The organism is Curtobacterium sp. MCLR17_043 (assembly GCF_003224215.1).
In the GTDB taxonomy this organism is placed as follows: Bacteria; Actinomycetota; Actinomycetes; order Actinomycetales; family Microbacteriaceae; genus Curtobacterium; species Curtobacterium flaccumfaciens.
In genome coordinates this window covers 71,179-92,580 of record NZ_QKLH01000002.1, presented here as the reverse complement: position 1 = coordinate 92,580, position 21,402 = coordinate 71,179, and the positions used below count along the sequence as shown (strand labels likewise).

Here is a 21,402-nt window from a genome sequence, read left to right as displayed (position 1 = left end):
TAGTCATTGCTCGTGCCACTCCGGACATGGAGTGTGCGCCGCCTTAGCTCAGTCGGTAGAGCGATTCACTCGTAATGAATAGGTCGTCGGTTCGATTCCGACAGGCGGCTCCGTGAACACCCCGGTCAGGCCCACTCGAAGTGGCTCTGACCGGGGTTTTCGTATTCCGGACGAAACCCGTGTCCCTCGCCCGAGGGACAGACGTCGGGCGCGTTCGCGGGCTACCCTTGTCCGCGAAACGGGGGACACGATGACCGACCACCAGCCCAGCGCTCCACCGGCGGTGACGCCGTGCTGAAGCGTGTCCTGGTCATCGTCGTGGTCGCTGCCACCGCCGGAGCCCTCGCGGTCACCGCGGCAGCCGTGCCCGAGTCCCGTGCCACGTCCGCCTCGACCTCGTCGCCGAGCACCGGTCCGTCCGCGACCCCGACGGCGTCCGCGACCGGCCCCGCGTACCTCGCGGACCGCGAGCCGACCTTCTCCGAGGACTTCGACACCCCCGCAGCAGCGGGCGGCCCCTTCGCCGAGACGTACCGGAACTCGTGGCAGCCGTACCCCGACGGCACGGGCGGCAAGTACTACTCGGACAAGCTCATCAGCGCCCACGACGGCTACCTGGACGTCGCGATGGACGGGGAGCACGGCGCCGCCGGGACGTTCGGCACGCCCACCGGCGCCTGGTCACACGTCGGCGGCACCTTCAGCATCCGTGCGCGGGCGACCGGTGGCGACGGCAACGGGATCGCGGTCATGCTCTGGCCGACGTCGAACGCCTGGGCGGACGGCGAGCTGAACTACCCGGAGGGGCAGTTCAACGGCTCACCGCGCGTCTTCCACCACTCGATGCTCCAGGGGCTCGAGAAGCGGACCGAGCACTACAACACCCGGGTGTCCTGGAACGACTGGCACACCTACACGACCGAGTGGGTGCCGGGGAAGATCATCCGGTACTACCTCGACGGCAAGCTCGTGTTCACGGTGCCGCGCAACGTGCCCACCACCCCGCACCGCTACATGTTCCAGATCGGCAACTGGGGCGACCCCGGGCACGTGCAGATCGACTGGGTCCGCACCTACGACACGGAGTGACCAAACCCCCCGGACGGGGGCTCCGAATCAGTCCGGTCGTACGACCCGACACCCGTGTGCTCGCGTCGATGACCCGAACCTCGACGCGGGTGCGCGGGCGGGAACGATCCCCGTTCTGGGGCTGCCCGACTGCGTCGGTGCGGTCCACGATGAGAGGGAACCCGTTCCGTCGTCACCGAGAGGTCGTCATGCTGCTGTCCCTGGTCTACATGAGCGCAGCGAACGAGGTGTTCGACCAGGAGCGGCTCGACGCACTGCTCGAGCACGCACGGGTCCGCAACACCGCGTCCGGCCTGTCCGGTCTGCTCGTCTACAAGGACGGCCGGTTCATGCAGCTGCTCGAGGGCCCCGAGGCAGCCGTGCTCGAGACGTACCAGCGCATCATCGACGACCCGCGGCACACCGACGTCGGCCTGCTCGTCGAGGAGCGTATCCACACCCGGCGTTTCGGCGAGTGGAAGATGGCGTTCCACCGGGAGGCCGAAGCCGACCTGCCCGACGGCTTCGACTCGTTCCTCGCCGAGGGCGATGCGAGCGCCGACACGAGCCGTGCCCGTGAGCTCCTGCGCTGGTTCCGGAACCACCCGATGGCCGCCCCGGACGCCGCGCTCGGCAAGCACCGCCGCTGACGACCCGAGGCGGGCACCGCCGCTGACCGCCCGACGCGGACCCCGCTGACGACCGCCGCGGGCCGCGCCACACCCCGCGCTGGTAGACAGGACCCATGACGGATCGCTGGGGAGTCATCGGCACAGGCGGCATCGCACGGTCCTTCGTGGGTGACTGCACCGCGGCCGGCATCGTGTTCACGGCCGTGGGCAGCCGCACCCGTGAACACGCCGAGGCATTCGCCGCCGAGTTCGGCATCGAGCGGGCCCACGGTTCCTACGAGGACCTGGTGGCGGACGACGATGTCGACGCGGTCTACGTCGCGACCCCGCACGTCCGGCACGCCGAGGACGCCCTGCTCGCGATCCGCGCGGGCAGGCACGTCCTGGTCGAGAAGGCCTTCACGATGACCGCGGCCGAGGCCCGGACGGTCGTCAACGCCGCGAGGCAAGCCGGTGTCGCGGTGATGGAGGCGATGTGGACCCGGTTCCTGCCCCAGATGGCGATGATCCGCGAGGTCGTCGCCGAGGGACGGATCGGCCGCCCGGTGGTGGTCGAGGCGACCCACCACCAGGCCCTCCCGACGGACCCCGGCCACCGGTTGCGCGACCCGGCACTCGGTGGGGGAGCGATGCTCGACCTCGGGATCTACCCGGTGTCCTTCGCGGTGGACGTGCTCGGGGTGCCGACCGCGCTGGTCGCAGCCGGGACGCTGAGCGAGCAGGGCGTCGACGAGCAGATGGGCCTGGTCATGACGCACGAGGGCGGTGCGCAGTCGATGATCCACTTCGGGATGGACCTGCGGAGCCCGAACACCGCGTCGATCATCGGCGAGACCGGCCGCATCGACCTCGACGCCACCTGGTACACGCCGACCACCTGGCGGATCCGTGATCGCGACGGAGCCGTCGTCGAGGAGTTCGACGGTCGCGAGGAACTCGCCGGCTACGAGCACGAGGCCCGCGCCTTCGAGACGATGATCACGTCGGGCCGCCACGACGGCGGCCCGATGGACCCGGACGAGACCGTCGCGATCATGGCGGTGCTGGACGAGGCACGACGCCAGGTCGGGGTCCGGTACCCGGCCGACGGTCCCGTCACGGCTCCCTGATCCGGCTCCGGTCCGCCACGGATCCCGGATCCGGCCTGGAGGCTCCTGCCGCAGTTCCGTAGGATCGGTCGCGATGTCCGAGCAGCAGCCCACCCCGCGTTCCGTCCCGGAGCGGTTCCGCGCCGCCGTCACCGCGGTGCGCGCCTCCGCCGCGCGACGCCCGGTCCCGTGGATCGCCGGTGGTCTCGCGGCGCTGCTCGTGGTCGGTTCCGGTGGGGCCGTCGCCGTCGCGGCGGCCACGACCCCGGACTCTCGGACTGCTGCGGCGCCGAGCCCGACCCGGACCGCGTCCTCGGCTCCGGACCGGACGACCACCACGAAGCGCCCGACCACGAAGCCGTCCCCCACCCCGACCGCCGATGCCCGCGCGGTGCCGGATGACCTCGCCGGTCCGTCCGCGCTCCGGACCTGCTCGATCGCGACGGCTGCGTCGGCGAGCGGCCTCGGCGACTTCGAGGGGTACGTGATGGACGCGAAGACGGGCAAGGTCCTGTTCTCGAAGCACGGCGAGCGGGCCGCCCAGACCGGCAGCGTCATGAAGACCCTGACCTCGGCGACCGCGCTCTCGGTGCTCGGGGGCGACCACCGCATCCCGACGACCGTCGCACGGGAGTCCGCGAACACCGTCGCCCTGGTCGGCCACGGCGACGCGACGCTGTCCGCCGGCGGTGGCACCGTCTACCCGGGCGCCCCGACCCTCGCGCAGCTCGCGCAGCAGGTGAAGGCGAAGGTCGGCGACACCCCGGTCACCACGATCGTCACGGACGACTCCTACTGGAGCGACGCCGACGCCTGGGACCCCACGTGGCCGGTGTCCGAGCGCACCATCGGGTACCAGCCGGAGGTCACGGCGCTCATGGTCGACGGTGACCGGGCGAACCCCGCAGCGGCGACCTCGCCCCGGTCGGAGGACCCGGTCGGACGCGCGGGCATCGCGTTCCGGACGGCACTGGCGAACGCTGGCGTCGCTGGCGCCTCGTCCGCGCAGATCGTCAAGCGGGCGACCACCGGCACCGAGACGATCGCCACGGTGTCGTCGCAGCCGGTGTCGACACTCATCGGGCAGATGATCCCGAACTCGGACAACACCCTGGCCGAGATGCTCGCCCGGGTGTCCTCGAAGGAGTCCGGCTCGAACGGCTCGGCGGCGTCGCTGTCGTCCGTGTACCAGTCGGCACTGCGCTCTTACGGCCTCGACCCGGCCGGCATCGTGATCAAGGACGGCTCGGGCGAGAGCGCCTCGAACGCCGTGTCGCCGGAGTTCGTCGCACACCTCATGGTGCAGGTCGCCTCCGGCGCGAAGGGCCTCGGCACGCTCGCGAACGCCCTGCCGGTGTCCGGCCAGTCCGGCACCCTGGCCAGCCGGTTCACCGGCGCGAACGCGGTCGCCCGCGGCAAGGTGCACGCGAAGACGGGCTGGATCGACAGCGCCAACACCCTCGGCGGCTACATCGACGCCGCCGACGGGTCGCGGCTGACCTTCGCCTTCTACGCCATCGGTTCACCGCGTGCAGCGGCACTGCCGGCACTCGACGCGGTGACCGCCGCGACCTACTCGTGCGGGAGCAAGCTCACCGGCTCCTGAGCCGACGGGTGTTGGATGGACCCATGGCAAGAGCACTGCTCGTCGTGGACGTCCAGAACGACTTCACCGAGGGCGGAGCGCTCGCGGTCACCGGGGGAGCGGCGCTCGCGAAGCGCATCACCGCGTTCCTCGGTCGGCACGGGGACGAGTACGACCTGATCGTGGCGTCCCGCGACTGGCACCACGGCGACGACGACAACGGCGGACACTTCGCCGGACCCGACGGACCCGACTTCGTCGACACGTGGCCGGTGCACTGCGTCGCCGGCACACCCGGCGCCGATTACCACCCCGATCTCGACACCGCACTGATCGACGTCGACGTCCGCAAGGGGCAGGGCACGCCGGACTACTCGGCGTTCCAGGCCCGGACCGAGGCGGGCGTCCCGCTTGCCGAGGTGCTCGCCGAGCGCCGCGTGCACACGATCGACGTCGTCGGCATCGCGACCGATCACTGTGTCCGTGCCTCGGCGCTCGACGCCCGTGCCGCGGGCCTCGACGTCGCCGTGTACGAGGACCTGGTGGCAGGCGTCGACGTCGAGCGCAGCGCCCGGGCGCTCGACGAGATCCGGGCGGCCGGCGGACACGTCGACCGCAGCGACATGGACGAGGGCCTCGCGAACCCAGGAGGAGCACGACTGTGACCGACACCACCACGAACGAAACCACCACCACCGTCGCCGACGAGCACGTCCGCGTCGAGGGCGTCCCCACCGGACTCTTCATCGGCGGCACCTGGCGCGCCTCGTCGAGTGGGTCCACCTTCGCCGTGCACGACCCGTCGACCGGTGCCGTCCTGGCCGAAGTCGCGGACGCCACCCCCGAGGACGGCATCGCCGCGCTCGACGCCGCGGCCGCCGCGCAGGAGTCCTGGGCAGCCACGGCCCCGCGCACACGGTCGGACATCCTCCGCCGGGCCTTCGACCTGGTGCACGAGCACGCCGACGACCTCGCGGCCCTGATGTCGCTCGAGATGGGCAAGCCGCTGGCCGAGGCTCGCGGCGAGGTCGTCTACGGCGGCGAGTTCCTGCGGTGGTTCTCGGAGGAAGCCGTCCGCATCACCGGCGACTACCGCACGAACCCCGAGGGCACCGGCCGCGCGGTCGTGCTGAAGCGCCCGGTCGGCCCCGTGTACGCGATCACCCCGTGGAACTTCCCGCTGGCCATGGCGACGCGGAAGATCGGCCCGGCCCTGGCCGCCGGCTGCACGGTGGTCGCGAAGCCGGCCGATCTCACCCCGCTGACGACCCTGTTCCTGGTCGAGCTGTTCCGCCGTGCCGGGCTGCCGGACGGCGTGCTCAACGTGATCCCGTCGAGTGACGCCAAGGGACTGTCCGAGCCGATCATCGCCGACCCGCGCCTGCGGAAGCTGACGTTCACCGGTTCGACCCCGGTCGGTTCGGCGTTGCTCAAGCAGGCGGCGGACAACGTGCTCAAGACGAGCATGGAGCTCGGCGGCAACGCTCCGCTGCTCGTGTTCGACGACGCCGATCTCGACGAGGCGGTGGACGCGGCGATGCTCGCGAAGTTCCGCAACACGGGCGAGGCCTGCACCGCCGCGAACCGGTTCTTCGTGCAGGACGGCATCGCCGATGCGTTCGTCGCGGCCCTCACCGCGAAGGTGGACGCCCTGCGCGTCGGCCGGGGCACCGAGGACGGCACGACGCTCGGACCGCTCATCGACGACCGCGCCGTGGACAAAGCTGCCTCGCTCGTCGACGATGCCCTCGGCCGCGGTGCCCGGCTCGTCACGGGCGGCCACCGGATCGACCGCCCGGGCACCTTCTACGAGGCGACCGTGATCGACGACGTGCAGCCCGGCTCGGAGATCATGACGACGGAGATCTTCGGACCGGTCGCCTCGGTCACGCGCTTCAGCACCGAGGACGAGGGGATCCGGCTCGCCAACGACACCGAGTACGGGCTGATCGCCTACGCCTTCACGACCGACTTCCGGCGCGGTCAGCGGCTCGCCGAGCGTCTGGAGACGGGGATGCTCGGGCTGAACACGGGTGTCGTGTCGAACGCGGCGTTCCCGTTCGGCGGCGTGAAGTCCTCGGGCCTGGGCCGCGAGGGGTCGCACGAGGGCATCGAGGAGTACCTCGAGACCGTCTACGTGCTGACCCCGGACCCCTTCGCCGCCTGAGCCAGAGCCAGAGCCAGAGCCTGACCCCGAGCCCGGATCGACGGTACGGCCGCGGTGCACGCGGCCGTACCGGCACTCACACCAGCAGCTGGTGCTTCGCCAGGTCGCGGTAGAGCGGCGTCGACTCCACGAGCTCGGAGTGCGTGCCGCTGCCGACGACGCGGCCGTGCTCGAGCACGACGATCACGTCGGAGTCGACCACCGTCGACAGCCGGTGGGCGATCACGAGCAGGGTGCGGTCCTCGGCGACGGCGTCTATCGCGAGCCGCATCTTCTGCTCGTTGACCCCGTCGAGTGACGACGTCGACTCGTCGAGCAGCAGGATCGGGGGAGCGGCGAGCAGCGCGCGGGCGATGGCCAGGCGCTGCCGTTCCCCACCGGAGAGCATCACGCCGTCCTCACCGACCTGCGCGTCGAGACCGCGGGGATCGCGGTGCAGGACCTCGCCGAGGTTGACCGCCTCGAGCACCCGGACGCAGTCGTCCTCGGTGGCGTTCGGCGACCCGAGCAGCAGGTTGGCGCGGATCGTGCCGGCGAGCACGGGGGCGTCCTGCTCGACGTAGCCGATCTGAGCCCGGAGCTCGTCGCGGTCCATGCCGCGGACGTCGATGCCACCCAGGCGGATCACGCCGTCGGTGGGGTCGTAGAACCGCTCGATCAGCGCCAGGGTCGTCGACTTGCCGGCACCGGACGGACCCACGAGTGCGACTCGCGAGCCGCGGGGCACCCGGAACGACACGTCGTGGAGCACCACGTCGTCGGCCGGACGCTCGTCGTCGACGCGATCCGGGCCTCCTGGACGGTCCGCGGGGTCGGACGCGACCGCGCCGTCGGCACCCGAGGCGTCCGCCTGGGCGCGGTACCGGAACGAGACGTGCTCGAACGCGATGGCGTCGTCGGTGGCGACCGCCGCGGCGGGCCGGACCGACTCGTCGTCCTGGGACTCGGTCGGCAGGTGCAGGATCTCCTCGATCCGGCCGAGCGCGCCGAGCGCCTGGGCGACGGCCACTGCCGCGCCCATCGCCTGGCCGAGCGGCATGATCATCATGAAGAGCAGCAGGATGAACGTGATGAGCGTCGCGATGGTGATGGTGCCGGCCGCGACCTGTGCCCCGCCGACGCCCAGGACGGCGATGAACGCGACCTGCATGACGATGCTCGCGACGGGGACGACGAAGGCGGACATCTTGGCGATGTCGAGGCCGCGCTTGTAGGCCTCGGTCGCGTGGCCGTCGACCTCGCGCACCTCGCGTGCGGTGGCGCCGGCCGCACGGATCGTGCGGACCGCGCCGATCCCGCGTTCGACGGCGGCGGTGAGGTCGCCGACCTTCTCCTGCGCACGCTTCGAGGCGACCCGGATGCGACGGCTCAGCCCGCCGACGACGACGATGGCGATCAGGACGATCACGATCACGATGCCGAGCAGCAGCGGGTCGATGATCGCCATCGCGACGATGGCGCCGATGAACGTGAGCGCGCCGCCGATCGACTCGATCAGCCCCTGGGTCAGGACGGCACGCAGGAGCGTGGTGTCGCTGCCGACGCGGGACACCAGGTCGCCGGTGCGCCGCGTGTCGAACTCCGAGATCGGCAGGTTGAGGATGCGGGCGATGAGCTTGCGGCGGGTGGAGAGCACGACGCCCTCGCCCGCGCGCTGCAGCAGGAAGTGCTGCACGCCGTTCAGCACCCCCGCGACGATGACGAGCCCGACCAGCAGCCACACGAGCGTGCTGAGGGTGTTGCCCTGCTGCACCGCGGTGATGACCTGGTTGACCAGGAGCGGCTGCGCGAGCGAGGCCCCCGCCCCGAGGACGCTCAGCACGATGATCACGACCATCGCGGGCTTGTTCTCGAACAGGTAGGACAGCAGGCGACCGAACGTGGCGCGGGGGCCGTCGGAGGTCTTCGGGCGTGCGAAGGGGAAGCTCATCGTGTTCCTAGTTTCTGCCGTACTTCTTGTGCACTGCCTGTCGGCTGACACCGAGCAGCGTCGCGATCTCCTGCCACGAGGCACCGGCGGTGCGGGCACGTCGCGCAGCGAGCTCTTCGGTCCGGTCGAGCTCACGGCGCAGCTCCCGCACGTTGGCGAGGGCGGAGAACGGGTCGTCCCCCGATGCTCCGGCCGCGAGGCTCGTGATGGTCGGTCGGTCCATGCATGTCAACCTACATTGACGCACCGACATTCGTCAACCTGCGTTGACGGCGCGAGCCGTGCAGCATCGGGTGCGCAGACGCCGGCGTCTTCGTTCGACGCCGCCACGCGCGCGAGACGCCGCCGAATCCGGCGGCGTCTCGGCGGGCAGGCGGCGTCTTGCTGACACGACGGCGTGTTGCGCGGGGAGCGAGGCGCGCGCACGACGAATGGGAGGCCCGGTGCCAGCTGGCACCCCTCCCTCGCAGGCTCGGTCGGCGCACCCCGCGCAACGCTTCGCGTCGCTGCTGAGCGGGGTGCGCCCGTCCCGCGGATGCGTCGCCGATCAGGCGTCGGCGATGTCCTTCGACTTCGTCTCGCGCACGAAGAGCAGCGCGACCAGCGTCACGACCGCGGCGATCGTCAGGTACAGGCCGACCAGGAAGATGTCGCCGTCCGGCTTCCAGAGCGCCAGTGCAATGGTCGGGGCGAGCGACGCACCGAGTATCGACGCGACGTTGTACGCGATGGCCGAGCCGGTGTACCGGACGTTCGTCGGGAACAGCTCGGGCAGCAGCGCACCCATCGGACCGAAGGTCAGCCCCATCAGCGAGAGCCCGACGATGAGGAAGGTCACCACGGTGATCGGGCCGCTCGACGCCGCGAACCAGAACTGGAACGTCAGGCCGAACAGCGCGATGCCGATCGTGGTCGGGATGAGGGTCTTGCGGCGGCCGAACTTGTCGGCGAGCAGCCCCGCGATCGGGGTGAAGATGCCGAAGAACACGACACCGATCATGAGCAGGGTCAGGAACTCGCCACGGGTGTACCCGAGGCCGACCTTCGGGACGAGTGCGCTGGCCTCGGAGCCGGTCGTGCCGTACGACAGGGTGAACGTCGTCATGAAGTAGAAGAGCACGTACGTGGCGACCATGCCGAACGTGCCGACGATGACGGCCCGCCACGAGGTGCGGAACACCCGGCCGAGCGGGACCTTCGCGACCGTGCCGGACTCCTGCACACCGCGGAACACCGGCGACTCGACGAGCTTGAAGCGCACGTAGAGACCGATGATGACGAGCACGGCGGAGAGCAGGAACGGGATGCGCCAGCCCCACGCCTGGAAGTCGGCGTTCGGGGTGCCGTCGGCACCGGCGGGCATCGCCGCGTTGATCGCGATGAACAGGCCGTTCGCGAGCAGGAAGCCGATCGGGGCACCGAGCTGCGGCATCGAGCCGAAGACGCCGCGCTTGCCCTTCGGTGCGTTCTCGGTCGCGAGCAGGGCCGCACCGGACCACTCGCCGCCGAGCCCGACGCCCTGGGCGAATCGCATGACGGCGAGGAGGACCGGGGCCCAGACGCCGATCGTGTCGAACGTCGGCAGGCAGCCGATCAGGAACGTGGCGGTGCCCATCACGAGCAGCGACGCGACGAGGGTGGTCTTGCGGCCGATCCGGTCGCCGAAGTGCCCGAAGATGATCGACCCGACCGGCCGGGCGAAGAACGCCAGGGCGAAGGTGACGAAGGACGACAGCTGCGAGGCCGTCGGGTCCTCGTTCGGGAAGAACAGCGTCGGGAAGACGAGCACCGCGGCGGTCGCGTAGACGTAGAAGTCGTAGAACTCGATCGACGTGCCGACGAGGCTCGCGATGACGACGCGGGAGCGCGGGTTGCCGGCGGGTGCCGGAGCGGAGGTGGGGGTTGCGGGTGCCGGGGCGGCGGTCATGACAGGGCGAGGTCTTCCGTGCTGCGTGCTCCCGACGGGGAGCACGAGGATCCGAAACGGCGGACACCGATCGGTTCGCGCGGGGTGGCGCGGGCACCGATCGGGTGCGTTCGGCTGAGGGGGGACCGCTTGTGACGGAAGCCCGATCATACGACAGATGTCGTCTGCCTGCGAATCAGCCCAGAGTCAGCTGGCCGAAGCGTCTGCCTCCTGCGCGCGCTCAGGCGCCCGCGCCAGCTCCCGCTTCGAGGTGCTCGGGCAGTTGGTGGCCCATCCGGTCGCGCTTCGTGTCGAGGTACCCGGCGTTCTGCGCCGAGATGCCGACGACGAGCGGCACGAGGGAGTCGACGGTGATGCCGTGTTCCTCGAGCTGGCGGCGCTTCTCCGGGTTGTTCGACAGCAGCCGGACCCGGGTGATGCCGAGGTCGGCGAGGATGCCCGCGGCGCCGCCGTAGGCACGGGAGTCGGCGGGCAGACCGAGCGCGAGGTTGGCGTCGAGGGTGTCGAGACCGTCCTCCTGCAGGCGGTAGGCCTTGAGCTTGTTGATGAGACCGATGCCACGGCCCTCCTGCCCGCGCAGGTAGATGACCACACCGCCCTCGGCCGCGATCGTGTCGAGCGCGGCGTCGAGCTGGGGGCCGCACTCGCACTTGAGCGACCCGAAGGCTTCACCGGTCAGGCACTCGGAGTGCACCCGGACGAGTGCGCCGTCGGTGGGCATCGAGCCGTCCGGCAGGGTGCCGATGATCGCGACGTGCTCCGCGCTCGTCACGAGGTCGCGGTAGGCGCGCATCTGGAAGGTGCCGTGGGTGGTCGGCACGTTCGTCGACACCTCGAACTTGACCGGGCTCCCCGGCGTGGGGGAGGTCAGCGCATCGGTCATGGGGTGCTCCGGTCGTTCGTGGGCCCGTCGTTCCCGAGCCCGGGTGTCGCGTGCTGCTGCTGCTGGCGGTCGTGCTGGTGCTGGTGCTGGTTCTCGTGCTGCGGACGGTGCGGTCGGGCTCGGACCAGCAGGTCGGGGCCGAGGCTGGTGGTCGATAGTACGTCCAACCGCCGACGGTCGGAGATGCTTCCCACCCCCAGGTCGTCGAGGGCGACACGGGGTCCGCCGAGCAGCACCGGGGCGAGGTACACCAGGTACTCGTCGACGAGTCCGGCGGCGACGAGCGCCGAGGCGACCGTGGGACCACCCTCGACGAACACCGAGTGCACGCCGTGCCCGCGCAGGGCACCGAGCGAGGTGGCCAGGTCGTGTCCGGGCAGGGTGACGAACCCGCGCGGGTGCCGACGGACCGCGGCGTCGGCCGGCACCGGGCGGTCACCGAGCACCACGGCGAGCGGCTGGTCGGCGAGGAGTTCGCCGGCGTCCCCGCGCGCGGTCAGGCTCGGGTCGTCGGCCAGGACGGTGCCGGTGCCGACGAGGATCGCGTCGTGGGCGGCGCGCTGTTCGTGGACGTGCTGCCGTGCGGCGGCGCCGGTGATCCACTTGCTCGTGCCGTCGGCAGCGGCGGCGCGCCCGTCGAGGCTGGAGGCCCACTTCACGGTGACCCACGGTCGGCCGAGCCGGACCGAGAGCAGCCACCGTTCGAGGAACGCCTCGGCCTGGTCGGCCAGGACGCCGGAGACGACCTGCACCCCGGCGGCGCGGAGTCGGTCGGCGCCGCCGTGCACGTCGGCTCCGGGGTCGTCGATCGCGTACACGACCCGGGCGATCCCGGCGTCGAGCAGGGCCACGGCGCACGGCCCCGTGCGACCGACGTGGTTGCAGGGTTCGAGGGTGACGACCGCCGTCGCGCCGCGCAGCAGTGCCGGGTCGACCTTGGCCATCGCGTCGACCTCGGCGTGCGGGGTGCCGGCGCCCTTGTGCCACCCCTCGGCGAGGACCTCGCCGGTGGGGGAGAGGATCACGGCGCCGACGCGGGCGTGGTCGCCGACGACGGGCCCGAGGGCCGCGAGTTCGAGCCCGCGGCGCATCGCCCGGACCTCGGTGGGTCGTGCCGTGTCGCTCACGGGCCGAGCCTACCGGCGGTGGTTGGGTGACACGTCACCACGGTTGTGAGCGCGTTCAGGCGACGGGCCAGGGGAGCTCGGAGGCTGGGGTGCCGTCGGCGCGTCGCAGTGCGGTCCACGCCGCGGTCGGGCCGCCGTCCCGGTCCGGCACCCGTGCTGCGCCGAGGTCCGTGAACGAGAACCCGGCCGCACGGGCGACCGCTGCCGACGCTGCGTTGCCCTCGTAGCACTCCCAGTAGACGTCCGGCGCGCCCTGCTCGAACGCCCAGTCGACGACGAGCCGGACGGCGTCGCGCATGAGTCCGGCACCGCGCGCGGACGGTGCGAGCCAGAACCCGAGGTCACGGCCGGCGGTGCGGTAGCTGATGATGCCCGCGAGCCACGTCGAACCGGCCGGTCGGATCGCCCAGGTGTACTCGCGGTCCGATGCCCACCCCGGTCCGACCAGGGCGTCGACGAAGGTCCGGGCGTCCTGCTCGCGGTACGGCGTCGGCACCGTCGTCCACCGGACGATCTCCGGGTCCTGGCAGGCCTCGGTGATCGCCGCGGTGTCGGCGCGGGTGGGCAGGTCGAGCCGGACCCGCGCCGACTCGAGGGTGACGGGCTGCACGGTCAGCCGCGCGACCGCGGGACGAACCCGATGCGGTCGTAGACGCGGGCCAGGGTCTCCTGGGCGATCGACTCGGCGCGGTCGGCGCCGACGGCGAGCAGCCGGTCGAGCTCCGCCGGGTCGTCGAGCAGTTCGAGCGTGCGGGCGCGGACCGGTTCGAGCTCGGCCACGACGGCGTCGGCGACCTCGCCCTTCAGGTCGCCGTAGCCCTTGCCGGCGAACGACTCCTCGAGCGCAGTGATCGAGGTGCCGGTGAACGCCGACAGGATCGTCAGCAGGTTCGTCACACCGGGCTTCGTCTGGCGGTCGGCCCGGATCTCACGCTCGGCGTCGGTGACGGCCGACTTGATCTTCTTCGCGGTGCGCTTCGGGTCGTCGAGCAGGCGGATGAGGCCGTTGTCCGACGCTGCGGACTTGCTCATCTTGCTGGTCGGGTCCTGCAGGTCGTAGATGCGCGCGGTCTCGGTCAGGATGCGTGCCTCGGGCGTGACGAAGGTGTCGCCGAACCGCGAGTTGAAGCGTCCGGCCAGGTCGCGCGTGAGTTCGACGTGCTGGCGCTGGTCGTCCCCGACCGGCACGACCTTCGTGTCGTAGAGCAGGATGTCCGCGGCCATCAGGATCGGGTAGGTGAAGAGCCCGACCGACGCAGCCTCGGCGCCCTGGCGTGCCGACTTGTCCTTGAACTGGGTCATCCGGCTCGCCTCGCCGAAGCCGGTCAGGGTGTTCAGCACCCAGGCGAGCTCGGCGTGGGCGGGCACGTGCGACTGCACGAACAGCGTCGCCTTGGACGGGTCGATGCCCGACGCGATGTACTGCGCAGCGGTGGCCCGGGTGTTCGCGCGGAGCTCGGCCGGGTCCTGCGGCGAGGTGATGGCGTGCATGTCGACGACGCAGTAGATGGCGTCGTAGTCGTCGAGCAGGGTCCTCCACTGCATGAGCGCCCCGACGTAGTTGCCGAGGTGCAGCGATCCGGCGGACGGCTGGATGCCCGAGAAGATGCGGGTCTTGGTCATGGTGGTGCTCCGGTGCGTCAGGTGAAGCGAGAGAAGAGGGGTCAGAGTTCGTAGTCGACGACCACGGGGGCGTGGTCGGACCATCGCTGGTCGTACGCCGCGGCGCGGTCGACCGTGTACTCCGTGACCTTGGCGGCCAGGTCGGGCGTCGCCATCTGGTAGTCGATGCGCCAGCCGGTGTCGTTGTCGAAGGCCTGACCGCGCCACGACCACCACGTGAACGGGCCGTCGACGTCGCCGGCCTGGGCGCGGCCCACGTCGACCCAACCGAGCCCGGGACCCGTGGAACCGTCGGCACCCTCGACCGGTTCGCCGTCGGCGCCGAAGAACCGCGAGAAGTAGGCGCGCTCGCGCGGCAGGAAGCCGGCTCGCTTGACGTTGCCCTTCCAGTTCTTGATGTCGCGCTCGTCGTGCCCGACGTTCAGGTCACCGACGACGACCGCGAGCGGGTTGTGCGCCCGGAGTGCCGGCAGCCGCTCGGTCATGGCGTCGAGGAACTTCCACTTCTCGTCCTGCTTCGGGGTGTCGACCTCGCCCGAGTGCACGTAGGTGGAGACCACCGTGACGGTCGTCCCGCCGATCTCGTAGTCGGCCTCGAGCCAGCGGCCGGCCGAGTCGAAGTCGTCCGGGCCGAGCGCGACGCGGTGGATCTGGGCGGAGTGTCGGGATGCGATCGCGACGCCGGCCCGGCCCTTCGCGGTCGCCGGGTCGTGCACGATGTCCCACTCGTCGCCGAGCAGCGCCGCCAGGTCGTCGCTCGACGCGCGCACCTCCTGCAGGGCCAGCACGTCGACGTCGCGGGTGGCGAGCCAGTCGCCCATGCCCTTGCGGAAGGCGGCGCGGACGCCGTTCACGTTGACGGATGCGAGGCGCAGGCGTGTCATGCAGAACACCTTATCGGCGGGTGCCGACAGCCCTGGACGCCCCCACGGACGCACGGGAGGCACGGTGCCAGCTGGCACCGTGCCTCCCGTCCGTCTGGTGGTCGCGTACAGGACGCGACCTGCGCGATCAGGCCGCGTCGTGGTCCGTCTTCAGGAACTCGACCAGGCTGTCCGCGGTGGTCTCGGCGTCGTCGCCCGAGACGGTGAGGGTGACCTCGTCGCCGTTCTCGATACCGAGCCCGAGCAGGGCGAGGATGCTGCCGGCGTTCCCGGACTTGTCGCCCTTGGCGATCGTGACCTGGTGCCCCGACGCCGTCACGGTCTGGACGAAGAGGGATGCGGGGCGAGCGTGCAGGCCGGATGCGCTGGCGACGGTCACGGTGCGGGTGGCTTCGGACATCGATGTACTCCTGTCGATGGGTGGTTGGCTCATGCTAGCGAGCACTGGGTGGGCGGGGACGGGGCGCGGTCAGGGTCGGCCGGGCCAGAAGACCTCGGTGCCGGCGGCCTCGACCTCGCGGACCAGGTCGAGGTTGACGGCGGGGTCGGTGATGATCGTGTCGATCGCTGCGAGCGGGGCGACGCGACCGAACTCCTCGCGGCCGAACTTGGTGTGGTCGGCGAGCAGGATGCTCCGTCGGGCGGACTTGATCATCGCGCTCTTCACGGCGGCCTCGGCCATGTTGTGGGTCGTCAGGCCGCGCTCCGGCGTGATGCCGTTGATGCTGATGAAGGCGACGTCGACGCTGACCATGCCGATGAGCTGGTGCGTCCAGGTACCGACGCCGGCCAGGGAGTCGCTGCGGATGTTGCCGCCGAGCAGGTGCAGGTCGATGCCCGGGCGGTTCGCGACGGCGGTGGCGACGGGGAGCGAGTGCGTGACGACGGTCAGTCCGCGGTCGGTCGGCAGCAGCTCGGCCAAGCAGATGGTCGAGGTGCCGGCGTCGATCATGATCGAGCCGTTCTCGGGCAGTTCCGCCAGGGCGGCCTCGGCGATGACCATCTTCTCGGTCTGGTTGATGCCGCCGCGGTCCCCGACGCCGGGGTGCAGGGTGATCCGCTCGACGGGGATCGCCCCGCCGTGCGCGCGACGGACGAGACCGCGGCGTTCCAGGCTCGTCAGGTCGCGGCGGATGGTCTCGGGCGTGACGGCGAGCGACTCGGCCAGGTCCTTGACGTCCACCCGGCCCTGCGCGCGCGCCTGCTCGACGATGCGCTGGTGGCGTTCTGGTGCGTACATCGAACCTCGTCGTCTCGGGTCGGAACGGAACGGACATGCTCGGGCACGACATCCGCGATGTCGTCCCCTGCGTTCGATCCGCCAGACGCAAACGGGCATCTGTTTCTGCATTTTTATCCCCGGATGTGTTTGTTTGTCAACGCGAAGCGGGGTAGTGTGCTGCTCAGCCGCACGGGCGTGGTCTGTTCCCGTGTCGTGTGCACCGAACGATCCACCCCACCGCAAGCGCGTGTGAGATGAAGGAGTCTCGAATGTCCGAACTGCTCGGCACCGGCGTCGGCCGTGGCGTTGCCCACGGCCCCGTGCTCCGGATGGCTGACCCGCTCGGCGAACCGTCGAAGGACGCCCTGGTGGGCTCGGCGGACGACGCGAAGCAGGCCGTGCACGACGCACTGGCCGCCGTGGCGGACGACCTCAACAAGCGCGGACAGCTCGCCGGTGGGGACGCCCAGGCCGTGCTCGAGGCCCAGGCGCTCATGGCGCAGGACCCGACGCTCCTCGACGACATGCACACCCGCATCGACGGCGGCACCAACGCCGAGCGCGCCGTGTACGAGGCGTTCGCCCAGTTCCGCGACCTGCTCGTCGGCATGGGTGGCTACATGGGAGAGCGCGCGGCCGACCTCGACGACGTCGCCCAGCGCATCGTCGCCAAGCTCCGCGGCGTGCACGCCCCCGGTGTCCCCGAATCGGACACCCCCTTCGTCCTCGTCGCCCGCGACCTCGCCCCGGCGGACACCGCGCTGCTCGACCTCGAGAAGGTCCTGGCGCTCGTCACCCGTGACGGCGGCCCGACCTCGCACACCGCGATCCTCGCCCGCGCCAAGGGCATCACCGCCATCGTCGGCGTGACCGGTGCCGACGACCTGGTCGACGGCCAGTCCGTCGTCGTGGACGCCATCGCCGGCACGGTCGTCACCGACCCCGACGCAGCACTGGTCGCGGACGTCGAGCGCCGCATCGCCGACCGTCTCGCCGCCGCCGCGGCACCGCTCACCGCCGGTGCCCTCGCCGACGGCCACGTCGTGCCCCTGCTTGCGAACCTCGGCAGCCCCGCCGACGCCGCCGGGGCCGTTGCTCTCGGTGCGGAGGGCGTGGGGCTCTTCCGCACCGAGTTCCTCTTCCTCGACTCGCCGAAGGCCCCCACGGTCGACGAGCAGACCGAGTCGTACCGCCAGCTGCTCGCGGCGTTCCCCGGCAAGAAGGTCGTCGTGCGCGCGCTCGACGCCGGCGCCGACAAGCCCCTGCCGTTCCTCACCGACAAGGACGAGGAGAACCCGGCCCTCGGTCGCCGCGGCTTGCGTGCCCTGCGGAACCACCCCGAGGTGCTGCGCGACCAGCTCACCGCGCTCGCGCAGGCCGACGCCGCGACCGAGGCCGACCTGTGGGTCATGGCCCCGATGGTCGCCGACGCCGAGGAGACCGAGTACTTCGTCACCCTGGCCCGTGAACTCGGCATCCGCACCGCGGGTGTCATGGCCGAGGTGCCGTCGCTCGCGCTGATGGCCGAGCAGGTGTTCCAGAACGCCGACTTCGTGTCGATCGGCACGAACGACCTGACCCAGTACACGATGGCCGCCGACCGCATGCTCGGCACCGTCGCGTCCTACCAGGACCCGTGGCACCCTGCCGTCCTGCGCCTCGTCGCACAGCTCGGCTCCGCGGGCGCCACCGCCGGCAAGGCCGTCGGGATCTGCGGTGAGGCAGCAGCCGACCCGCTGCTCGCCGTCGTCCTGGTCGGACTCGGCGCCACCACCCTCTCCATGACTCCCGCGGCCCTGGCCGACGTGCGCGCCGAACTCGGTCGCTACACGCTCGAACAGGCCCGCGAGATGGCGACGGCGGCACTCGCCGCGAGCACGGCGGCGGCCGCGAAGTCCGCCGCCGCGGCCGCGGTGCACGCCGCCTGAGCCAGCACCCCCAGCACCACCCCTCCCAGCACCACGCAGCAGCTCCACCACACAGAAAGTCACCGCACATGACAACGTCGTCCGTTGCAGCGCCCGACGCACCCGCGAAGTCGCGGGGCGGCGCACGCGTCGCCGTTCAGAAGTTCGGCACGTTCCTCTCCGGCATGGTCATGCCCAACATCGCGATCTTCATCGCGTGGGGCATCATCACGGCCTTCTTCATCCCGGACGGCTGGACGCCGGTCGCGGCGCTCGGCGGTTCCCGCGACGGCAGTGTCGTCGGCGTCGTCGGCCCGATCCTGACGTACCTCATCCCGCTCGCGATCGCGATCCAGGGTGGCCGCATGGTCTACGAGACCCGCGGTGCCGTCGTCGGTTCGATCTTCGCGATGGGTGTCATTCTCGGCTCCGGCACGACGATGATCCTCGGCGCGATGATCTGCGGCCCCCTCGGCGCCTACCTGGTCAAGCAGATGGACCGTCTGTGGGACGGCAAGATCAAGCCGGGCTTCGAAATGCTGGTCAACAACTACTCCGCGGGCATCCTCGGGTTCGGGTTGTTCCTGGCCGGGTTCTTCTGGCTGTCGAAGGTCTTCACCGGTATCGCCGACGCGCTCGGTGTCGCGGTGGAGTTCCTCATCACGCACTCCCTCCTGCCCCTGGCGAGCGTCTTCATCGAGCCGGCCAAGGTGTTCTTCCTGAACAACGCCATCAACCACGGTGTGCTCGACCAGCTCGGCGTCGACCAGGTCAAGGAGTCGGGCAAGTCGATCCTGTTCCTGCTCGAGGCGAACCCCGGTCCGGGCCTCGGCATCCTGCTCGCCTTCTCCTTCTTCGGCATGGGCATCGCCCGTTCGACCGCTCCCGGCGCGATCATCATCCAGTTCTTCGGTGGCATCCACGAGATCTACTTCCCGTACGTGCTGCAGAAGCCGGTCCTGTTCATCGCCGTGATCCTCGGTGGTGGCACCGGTGTGCTGACGAACGTCATCTTCAACTCCGGCCTGACCGCTCCGGCGTCTCCGGGATCGATCATCGCGGTGCTCGGCAACACGCCCCGTGACAGCTTCGTCGGCGTCATCCTGTCGGTCGTGTTCTCGGCGGCGGTGACGTTCGCGGTCGCCGCGTTCTTCCTCCTCGCCACCCGTAAGCGCGACCGCGCCGCAGGCAACGACGGAGACATGAGCGCCGCCATGGCGAAGCTCCAGGCCAACAAGGGCCGCGACGTCAACGCCGCAACCGCCGGCCTGCTCGGCAACAACTCCCCGGCCAACGAGGAAGAGGCAGAGGCCTCCCTCGGCGGCGTCGGCTCGGCCAGCACGGCGACGGCGACGAAGGTCCAGAACCTGGTCTTCGCCTGCGACGCCGGCATGGGCTCGAGTGCGATGGGCGCCAGCGTCCTGCGCAACAAGATCAAGAAGGCGGGCATCGAAGGGGTCACGGTCTCCAACAAGGCGATCGCGAACCTGTCCGGTGACGAGGACCTGATCATCACGCAGGAAGAGCTGACGGACCGCGCGAAGCAGAAGAACCCGAACGCGCAGCACGTGTCGGTCGGCAACTTCATGAACGCTCCGCAGTACGACCAGGTCGTCGAGCAGCTGAAGAACCAGTAACGCCACAACCAGTAACGAAGTGCAGTATCGGAGGGGACGGGGCTGACCCGTCCCCTCCATCTCGTCCTCAACACAAGGAGAACCCCCGATGCCCGTCCTGCAGGAGAGCCAGATCCGCATCCACACCGAGGACACCGCGCCGACCAAGTCGGAAGCGATGAAGGAGGCGGCCGAGATCCTCGAGGCTGCGGGCGCGGTCACGGCCGACTACTACCCGGCGATGCTCGAGCGTGAGAAGAGCGTGTCCACCTACATGGGCAACTTCCTCGCCATCCCGCACGGCACCAACGACGCGAAGGACGCCATCAAGTCGTCCGCCCTGTCGTTCATCCGTTACGCCAGCCCGATCGACTGGGACGGCAACCCCGTGCGCTTCGTCGTCGGCATCGCCGGCGTGAACAACGAGCACCTCGACATCCTGTCGAAGATCGCGATCGTGTTCTCCGACGAGGACGAGGTCCAGAAGCTCACCGACGCCGCCGACACCGCCGCGATCCTGTCGATCCTCGGCGAGGTCAACGAGTGAGCACCAGCACCGCCGTCCACTTCGGCGCCGGCAACATCGGCCGCGGCTTCGTCGGGCTCCTGCTCCACGAGGCCGGCTACGAGGTCGTCTTCGCCGACGTCGCCGCCCCGCTCATCGACGCCCTGGCCGCAACCGACTCGTACACCGTGCACGAGGTCGGGGCCGGCGCCCAGGACCACGAGGTCACGAACTTCCGCGCGCTGAACAGCGCTCAGGACGAGGACGGCGTGGTCGCCGAGATCGCGAAGGCCGCGATCGTCACCTGCGCCGTCGGCCCGAACGTCCTGAAGTTCATCGCCCCGGTCATCGCCCGCGCGCTCGTCGCCCGCGACGCGGACGCCGCACCGATCGCCGTCATGGCGTGCGAGAACGCCCTCAACGCCACGGACCGCCTGCGCGAGTTCATCGTCGCCGCCCTGCCCGAGGACGGCCGCGACGCCGCCCTGGCCAACGCCGTCTTCGCGAACACCGCCGTCGACCGCATCGTGCCCGCGCAGCCCGAGGGTGGCGGACTCGACGTCACCGTGGAGACCTACTTCGAGTGGGCCATCGACCGCACGCCGTTCGGTGGGAACGAGCCGGAGATCCCCGGCGCGCACTACGTCGACGGCCTCGCGGCGTCGATCGAGCGCAAGCTCTTCACGGTGAACACCGGGCACGCCACCGTCGCGTACCACGGCTTCGTCGCCGGGGCCGACAAGATCTCGGACGCCATCGCGATCCCCGCCGTGCGCTCCGAGCTCGAGTCCGTGCTCGCCGAGACGAGCGACCTGCTCATCCGCCGGCACGAGCTCGACGCCGAGGTGCACCGCGCGTACGTGCAGGCGATCATCGGCCGGTTCGAGAACCCGCACCTGCCCGACACGGTGACCCGCGTCGGCCGTCAGCCGCTCCGCAAGCTGTCGCGCGACGAGCGGTTCGTCTCGCCCGCCGCCGCGCTGGCCGAGGACGGTACCGAGCCGACCGCGCTCCTCGACGCGATGGCCGCGGCGCTCCGCTTCGACGTCGCGGACGACGAGCAGAGCGTCGAGCTGCAGGCGCTGTTGGCATCGGACGCGTCCGACGCGGACGTAGCCACGCAGATCACCGGTCTCGCCGCGGAGCACCCGCTGCACGCCGCGTTCACCGAGCGGATCCGGTCCGCGCGCGCCTGACGACGTCAGCACCGACGAACGGGAGGCCCGTCACCAGCTGGT

General features: G+C 70.7%; 19 protein-coding genes, 1 tRNA gene and 1 pseudogene. 11 read left to right on the top strand and 10 right to left on the bottom strand.

What is annotated here, in order from left to right:
- Positions 1-37 precede the first annotated feature (37 nt).
- The 7 genes from DEJ03_RS02270 to DEJ03_RS02240 all read left to right on the top strand — a co-directional run bounded on the left by DEJ03_RS02270 (position 38) and on the right by DEJ03_RS02240 (position 6,540).
- Positions 38-110, top strand: a tRNA-Thr gene (locus DEJ03_RS02270).
- A 181-nt stretch (positions 111-291) separates the two neighbouring features.
- Complete coding sequence (locus DEJ03_RS02265; RefSeq protein ID WP_071404996.1) at positions 292-1,089, top strand: glycoside hydrolase family 16 protein; 798 nt, start codon at positions 292-294, stop codon at positions 1,087-1,089.
- A gap of 188 nt (positions 1,090-1,277) precedes the next feature.
- Positions 1,278-1,718 carry a BLUF domain-containing protein gene (locus tag DEJ03_RS02260; RefSeq protein ID WP_071404995.1) on the top strand — a complete coding sequence of 147 codons (441 nt, stop codon included), beginning with the start codon at positions 1,278-1,280 and terminating at the stop codon, positions 1,716-1,718.
- Positions 1,719-1,813: 95 nt separating this feature from the next.
- On the top strand, positions 1,814-2,809 hold the full coding sequence (locus tag DEJ03_RS02255; RefSeq protein WP_110863358.1) for a Gfo/Idh/MocA family protein: 996 nt from the start codon (positions 1,814-1,816) through the stop codon (positions 2,807-2,809).
- Between the two features lie 73 nt (positions 2,810-2,882).
- Complete coding sequence (gene dacB, locus DEJ03_RS02250; protein WP_110863357.1) at positions 2,883-4,394, top strand: D-alanyl-D-alanine carboxypeptidase/D-alanyl-D-alanine-endopeptidase; 1,512 nt, start codon at positions 2,883-2,885, stop codon at positions 4,392-4,394.
- Positions 4,395-4,417: 23 nt separating this feature from the next.
- Positions 4,418-5,038, top strand: a complete 621-nt coding sequence (locus DEJ03_RS02245; RefSeq protein ID WP_071404992.1) for an isochorismatase family protein — start codon at positions 4,418-4,420, stop codon at positions 5,036-5,038.
- Positions 5,035-6,540 carry an NAD-dependent succinate-semialdehyde dehydrogenase gene (locus DEJ03_RS02240; RefSeq protein WP_110863355.1) on the top strand — a complete coding sequence of 502 codons (1,506 nt, stop codon included), beginning with the start codon at positions 5,035-5,037 and terminating at the stop codon, positions 6,538-6,540. Before DEJ03_RS02245 ends, DEJ03_RS02240 begins: the two co-directional genes overlap by 4 nt.
- Before the next feature lie 76 nt (positions 6,541-6,616).
- Here the strand turns inward: DEJ03_RS02240 and DEJ03_RS02235 are convergent, their stop codons facing one another.
- The 10 genes and pseudogenes from DEJ03_RS02235 to DEJ03_RS02190 form a co-directional block, all read right to left on the bottom strand.
- Positions 6,617-8,470: an ABC transporter ATP-binding protein gene (locus tag DEJ03_RS02235; RefSeq protein ID WP_110863354.1), complete on the bottom strand. Its 1,854-nt coding sequence runs from the start codon at positions 8,468-8,470 to the stop codon at positions 6,617-6,619.
- Positions 8,471-8,477: 7 nt separating this feature from the next.
- Complete coding sequence (locus DEJ03_RS02230) at positions 8,478-8,693, bottom strand: hypothetical protein (protein ID WP_027466417.1); 216 nt, start codon at positions 8,691-8,693, stop codon at positions 8,478-8,480.
- Positions 8,694-9,017: 324 nt separating this feature from the next.
- A complete protein-coding gene (locus tag DEJ03_RS02225) occupies positions 9,018-10,397 on the bottom strand; it encodes an MFS transporter (RefSeq protein ID WP_110863353.1) in 1,380 nt (459 codons plus the stop codon).
- A gap of 220 nt (positions 10,398-10,617) precedes the next feature.
- Positions 10,618-11,247 (bottom strand): annotated as a pseudogene (gene ribA / locus DEJ03_RS02220) (GTP cyclohydrolase II); the annotation flags it as partial.
- A 29-nt stretch (positions 11,248-11,276) separates the two neighbouring features.
- Complete coding sequence (gene ribD, locus DEJ03_RS02215) at positions 11,277-12,371, bottom strand: bifunctional diaminohydroxyphosphoribosylaminopyrimidine deaminase/5-amino-6-(5-phosphoribosylamino)uracil reductase RibD (RefSeq protein WP_258370463.1); 1,095 nt, start codon at positions 12,369-12,371, stop codon at positions 11,277-11,279.
- Positions 12,372-12,462: 91 nt separating this feature from the next.
- The gene (locus DEJ03_RS02210) at positions 12,463-13,017 is read right to left on the bottom strand and encodes a GNAT family N-acetyltransferase (RefSeq protein WP_181422573.1); all 555 of its coding nucleotides are present in this window, start codon (positions 13,015-13,017) and stop codon (positions 12,463-12,465) included.
- 2 nt (positions 13,018-13,019) lie between these two features.
- Positions 13,020-14,030, bottom strand: coding sequence for a tryptophan--tRNA ligase (trpS, locus tag DEJ03_RS02205; RefSeq protein ID WP_110863350.1), 1,011 nt, complete (start codon positions 14,028-14,030; stop codon positions 13,020-13,022).
- A gap of 41 nt (positions 14,031-14,071) precedes the next feature.
- Positions 14,072-14,914, bottom strand: a complete 843-nt coding sequence (locus DEJ03_RS02200; protein WP_110863349.1) for an exodeoxyribonuclease III — start codon at positions 14,912-14,914, stop codon at positions 14,072-14,074.
- Positions 14,915-15,041: 127 nt separating this feature from the next.
- Positions 15,042-15,314 carry an HPr family phosphocarrier protein gene (locus DEJ03_RS02195; RefSeq protein ID WP_022905912.1) on the bottom strand — a complete coding sequence of 91 codons (273 nt, stop codon included), beginning with the start codon at positions 15,312-15,314 and terminating at the stop codon, positions 15,042-15,044.
- Between the two features lie 69 nt (positions 15,315-15,383).
- The gene (locus DEJ03_RS02190; RefSeq protein ID WP_071406394.1) at positions 15,384-16,154 is read right to left on the bottom strand and encodes a DeoR/GlpR family DNA-binding transcription regulator; all 771 of its coding nucleotides are present in this window, start codon (positions 16,152-16,154) and stop codon (positions 15,384-15,386) included.
- Between the two features lie 251 nt (positions 16,155-16,405).
- On the opposite strand from DEJ03_RS02190, the gene ptsP reads away from it, so the two are divergent.
- The 4 genes from ptsP (at position 16,406) to DEJ03_RS02170 (ending at position 21,360) form a co-directional block, all read left to right on the top strand.
- Positions 16,406-18,064: a phosphoenolpyruvate--protein phosphotransferase gene (ptsP, locus tag DEJ03_RS02185; RefSeq protein WP_110863348.1), complete on the top strand. Its 1,659-nt coding sequence runs from the start codon at positions 16,406-16,408 to the stop codon at positions 18,062-18,064.
- 68 nt (positions 18,065-18,132) lie between these two features.
- A complete protein-coding gene (locus tag DEJ03_RS02180; protein ID WP_027466425.1) occupies positions 18,133-19,680 on the top strand; it encodes a PTS mannitol transporter subunit IICB in 1,548 nt (515 codons plus the stop codon).
- 88 nt (positions 19,681-19,768) lie between these two features.
- Complete coding sequence (locus DEJ03_RS02175; protein ID WP_071244331.1) at positions 19,769-20,206, top strand: PTS sugar transporter subunit IIA; 438 nt, start codon at positions 19,769-19,771, stop codon at positions 20,204-20,206.
- Positions 20,203-21,360 carry a mannitol-1-phosphate 5-dehydrogenase gene (locus tag DEJ03_RS02170; RefSeq protein WP_110863347.1) on the top strand — a complete coding sequence of 386 codons (1,158 nt, stop codon included), beginning with the start codon at positions 20,203-20,205 and terminating at the stop codon, positions 21,358-21,360. The genes DEJ03_RS02175 and DEJ03_RS02170 overlap by 4 nt, the downstream gene beginning before the upstream one ends.
- Positions 21,361-21,402: the final 42 nt, after the last annotated feature.

Excerpts from the sequence above, each read along its gene's own strand:
- DEJ03_RS02260 (WP_071404995.1), top strand. The coding sequence starts at position 1,278 with ATGCTGCTGTCCCTGGTCTACATGAGCGCAGCGAACGAGGTGTTCGAC.
- DEJ03_RS02255 (WP_110863358.1), top strand. The coding sequence starts at position 1,814 with ATGACGGATCGCTGGGGAGTCATCGGCACAGGCGGCATCGCACGGTCC.
- dacB (WP_110863357.1), top strand. The coding sequence starts at position 2,883 with ATGTCCGAGCAGCAGCCCACCCCGCGTTCCGTCCCGGAGCGGTTCCGC.
- DEJ03_RS02245 (WP_071404992.1), top strand. The coding sequence starts at position 4,418 with ATGGCAAGAGCACTGCTCGTCGTGGACGTCCAGAACGACTTCACCGAG.
- DEJ03_RS02235 (WP_110863354.1), bottom strand. The coding sequence starts at position 8,470 with ATGAGCTTCCCCTTCGCACGCCCGAAGACCTCCGACGGCCCCCGCGCC.
- DEJ03_RS02230 (WP_027466417.1), bottom strand. The coding sequence starts at position 8,693 with ATGGACCGACCGACCATCACGAGCCTCGCGGCCGGAGCATCGGGGGAC.
- DEJ03_RS02225 (WP_110863353.1), bottom strand. The coding sequence starts at position 10,397 with ATGACCGCCGCCCCGGCACCCGCAACCCCCACCTCCGCTCCGGCACCC.
- ribD (WP_258370463.1), bottom strand. The coding sequence starts at position 12,371 with ATGCGCCGCGGGCTCGAACTCGCGGCCCTCGGGCCCGTCGTCGGCGAC.
- trpS (WP_110863350.1), bottom strand. The coding sequence starts at position 14,030 with ATGACCAAGACCCGCATCTTCTCGGGCATCCAGCCGTCCGCCGGATCG.
- DEJ03_RS02200 (WP_110863349.1), bottom strand. The coding sequence starts at position 14,914 with ATGACACGCCTGCGCCTCGCATCCGTCAACGTGAACGGCGTCCGCGCC.
- DEJ03_RS02195 (WP_022905912.1), bottom strand. The coding sequence starts at position 15,314 with ATGTCCGAAGCCACCCGCACCGTGACCGTCGCCAGCGCATCCGGCCTG.
- DEJ03_RS02190 (WP_071406394.1), bottom strand. The coding sequence starts at position 16,154 with ATGTACGCACCAGAACGCCACCAGCGCATCGTCGAGCAGGCGCGCGCG.
- ptsP (WP_110863348.1), top strand. The coding sequence starts at position 16,406 with ATGTCCGAACTGCTCGGCACCGGCGTCGGCCGTGGCGTTGCCCACGGC.
- DEJ03_RS02180 (WP_027466425.1), top strand. The coding sequence starts at position 18,133 with ATGACAACGTCGTCCGTTGCAGCGCCCGACGCACCCGCGAAGTCGCGG.
- DEJ03_RS02175 (WP_071244331.1), top strand. The coding sequence starts at position 19,769 with ATGCCCGTCCTGCAGGAGAGCCAGATCCGCATCCACACCGAGGACACC.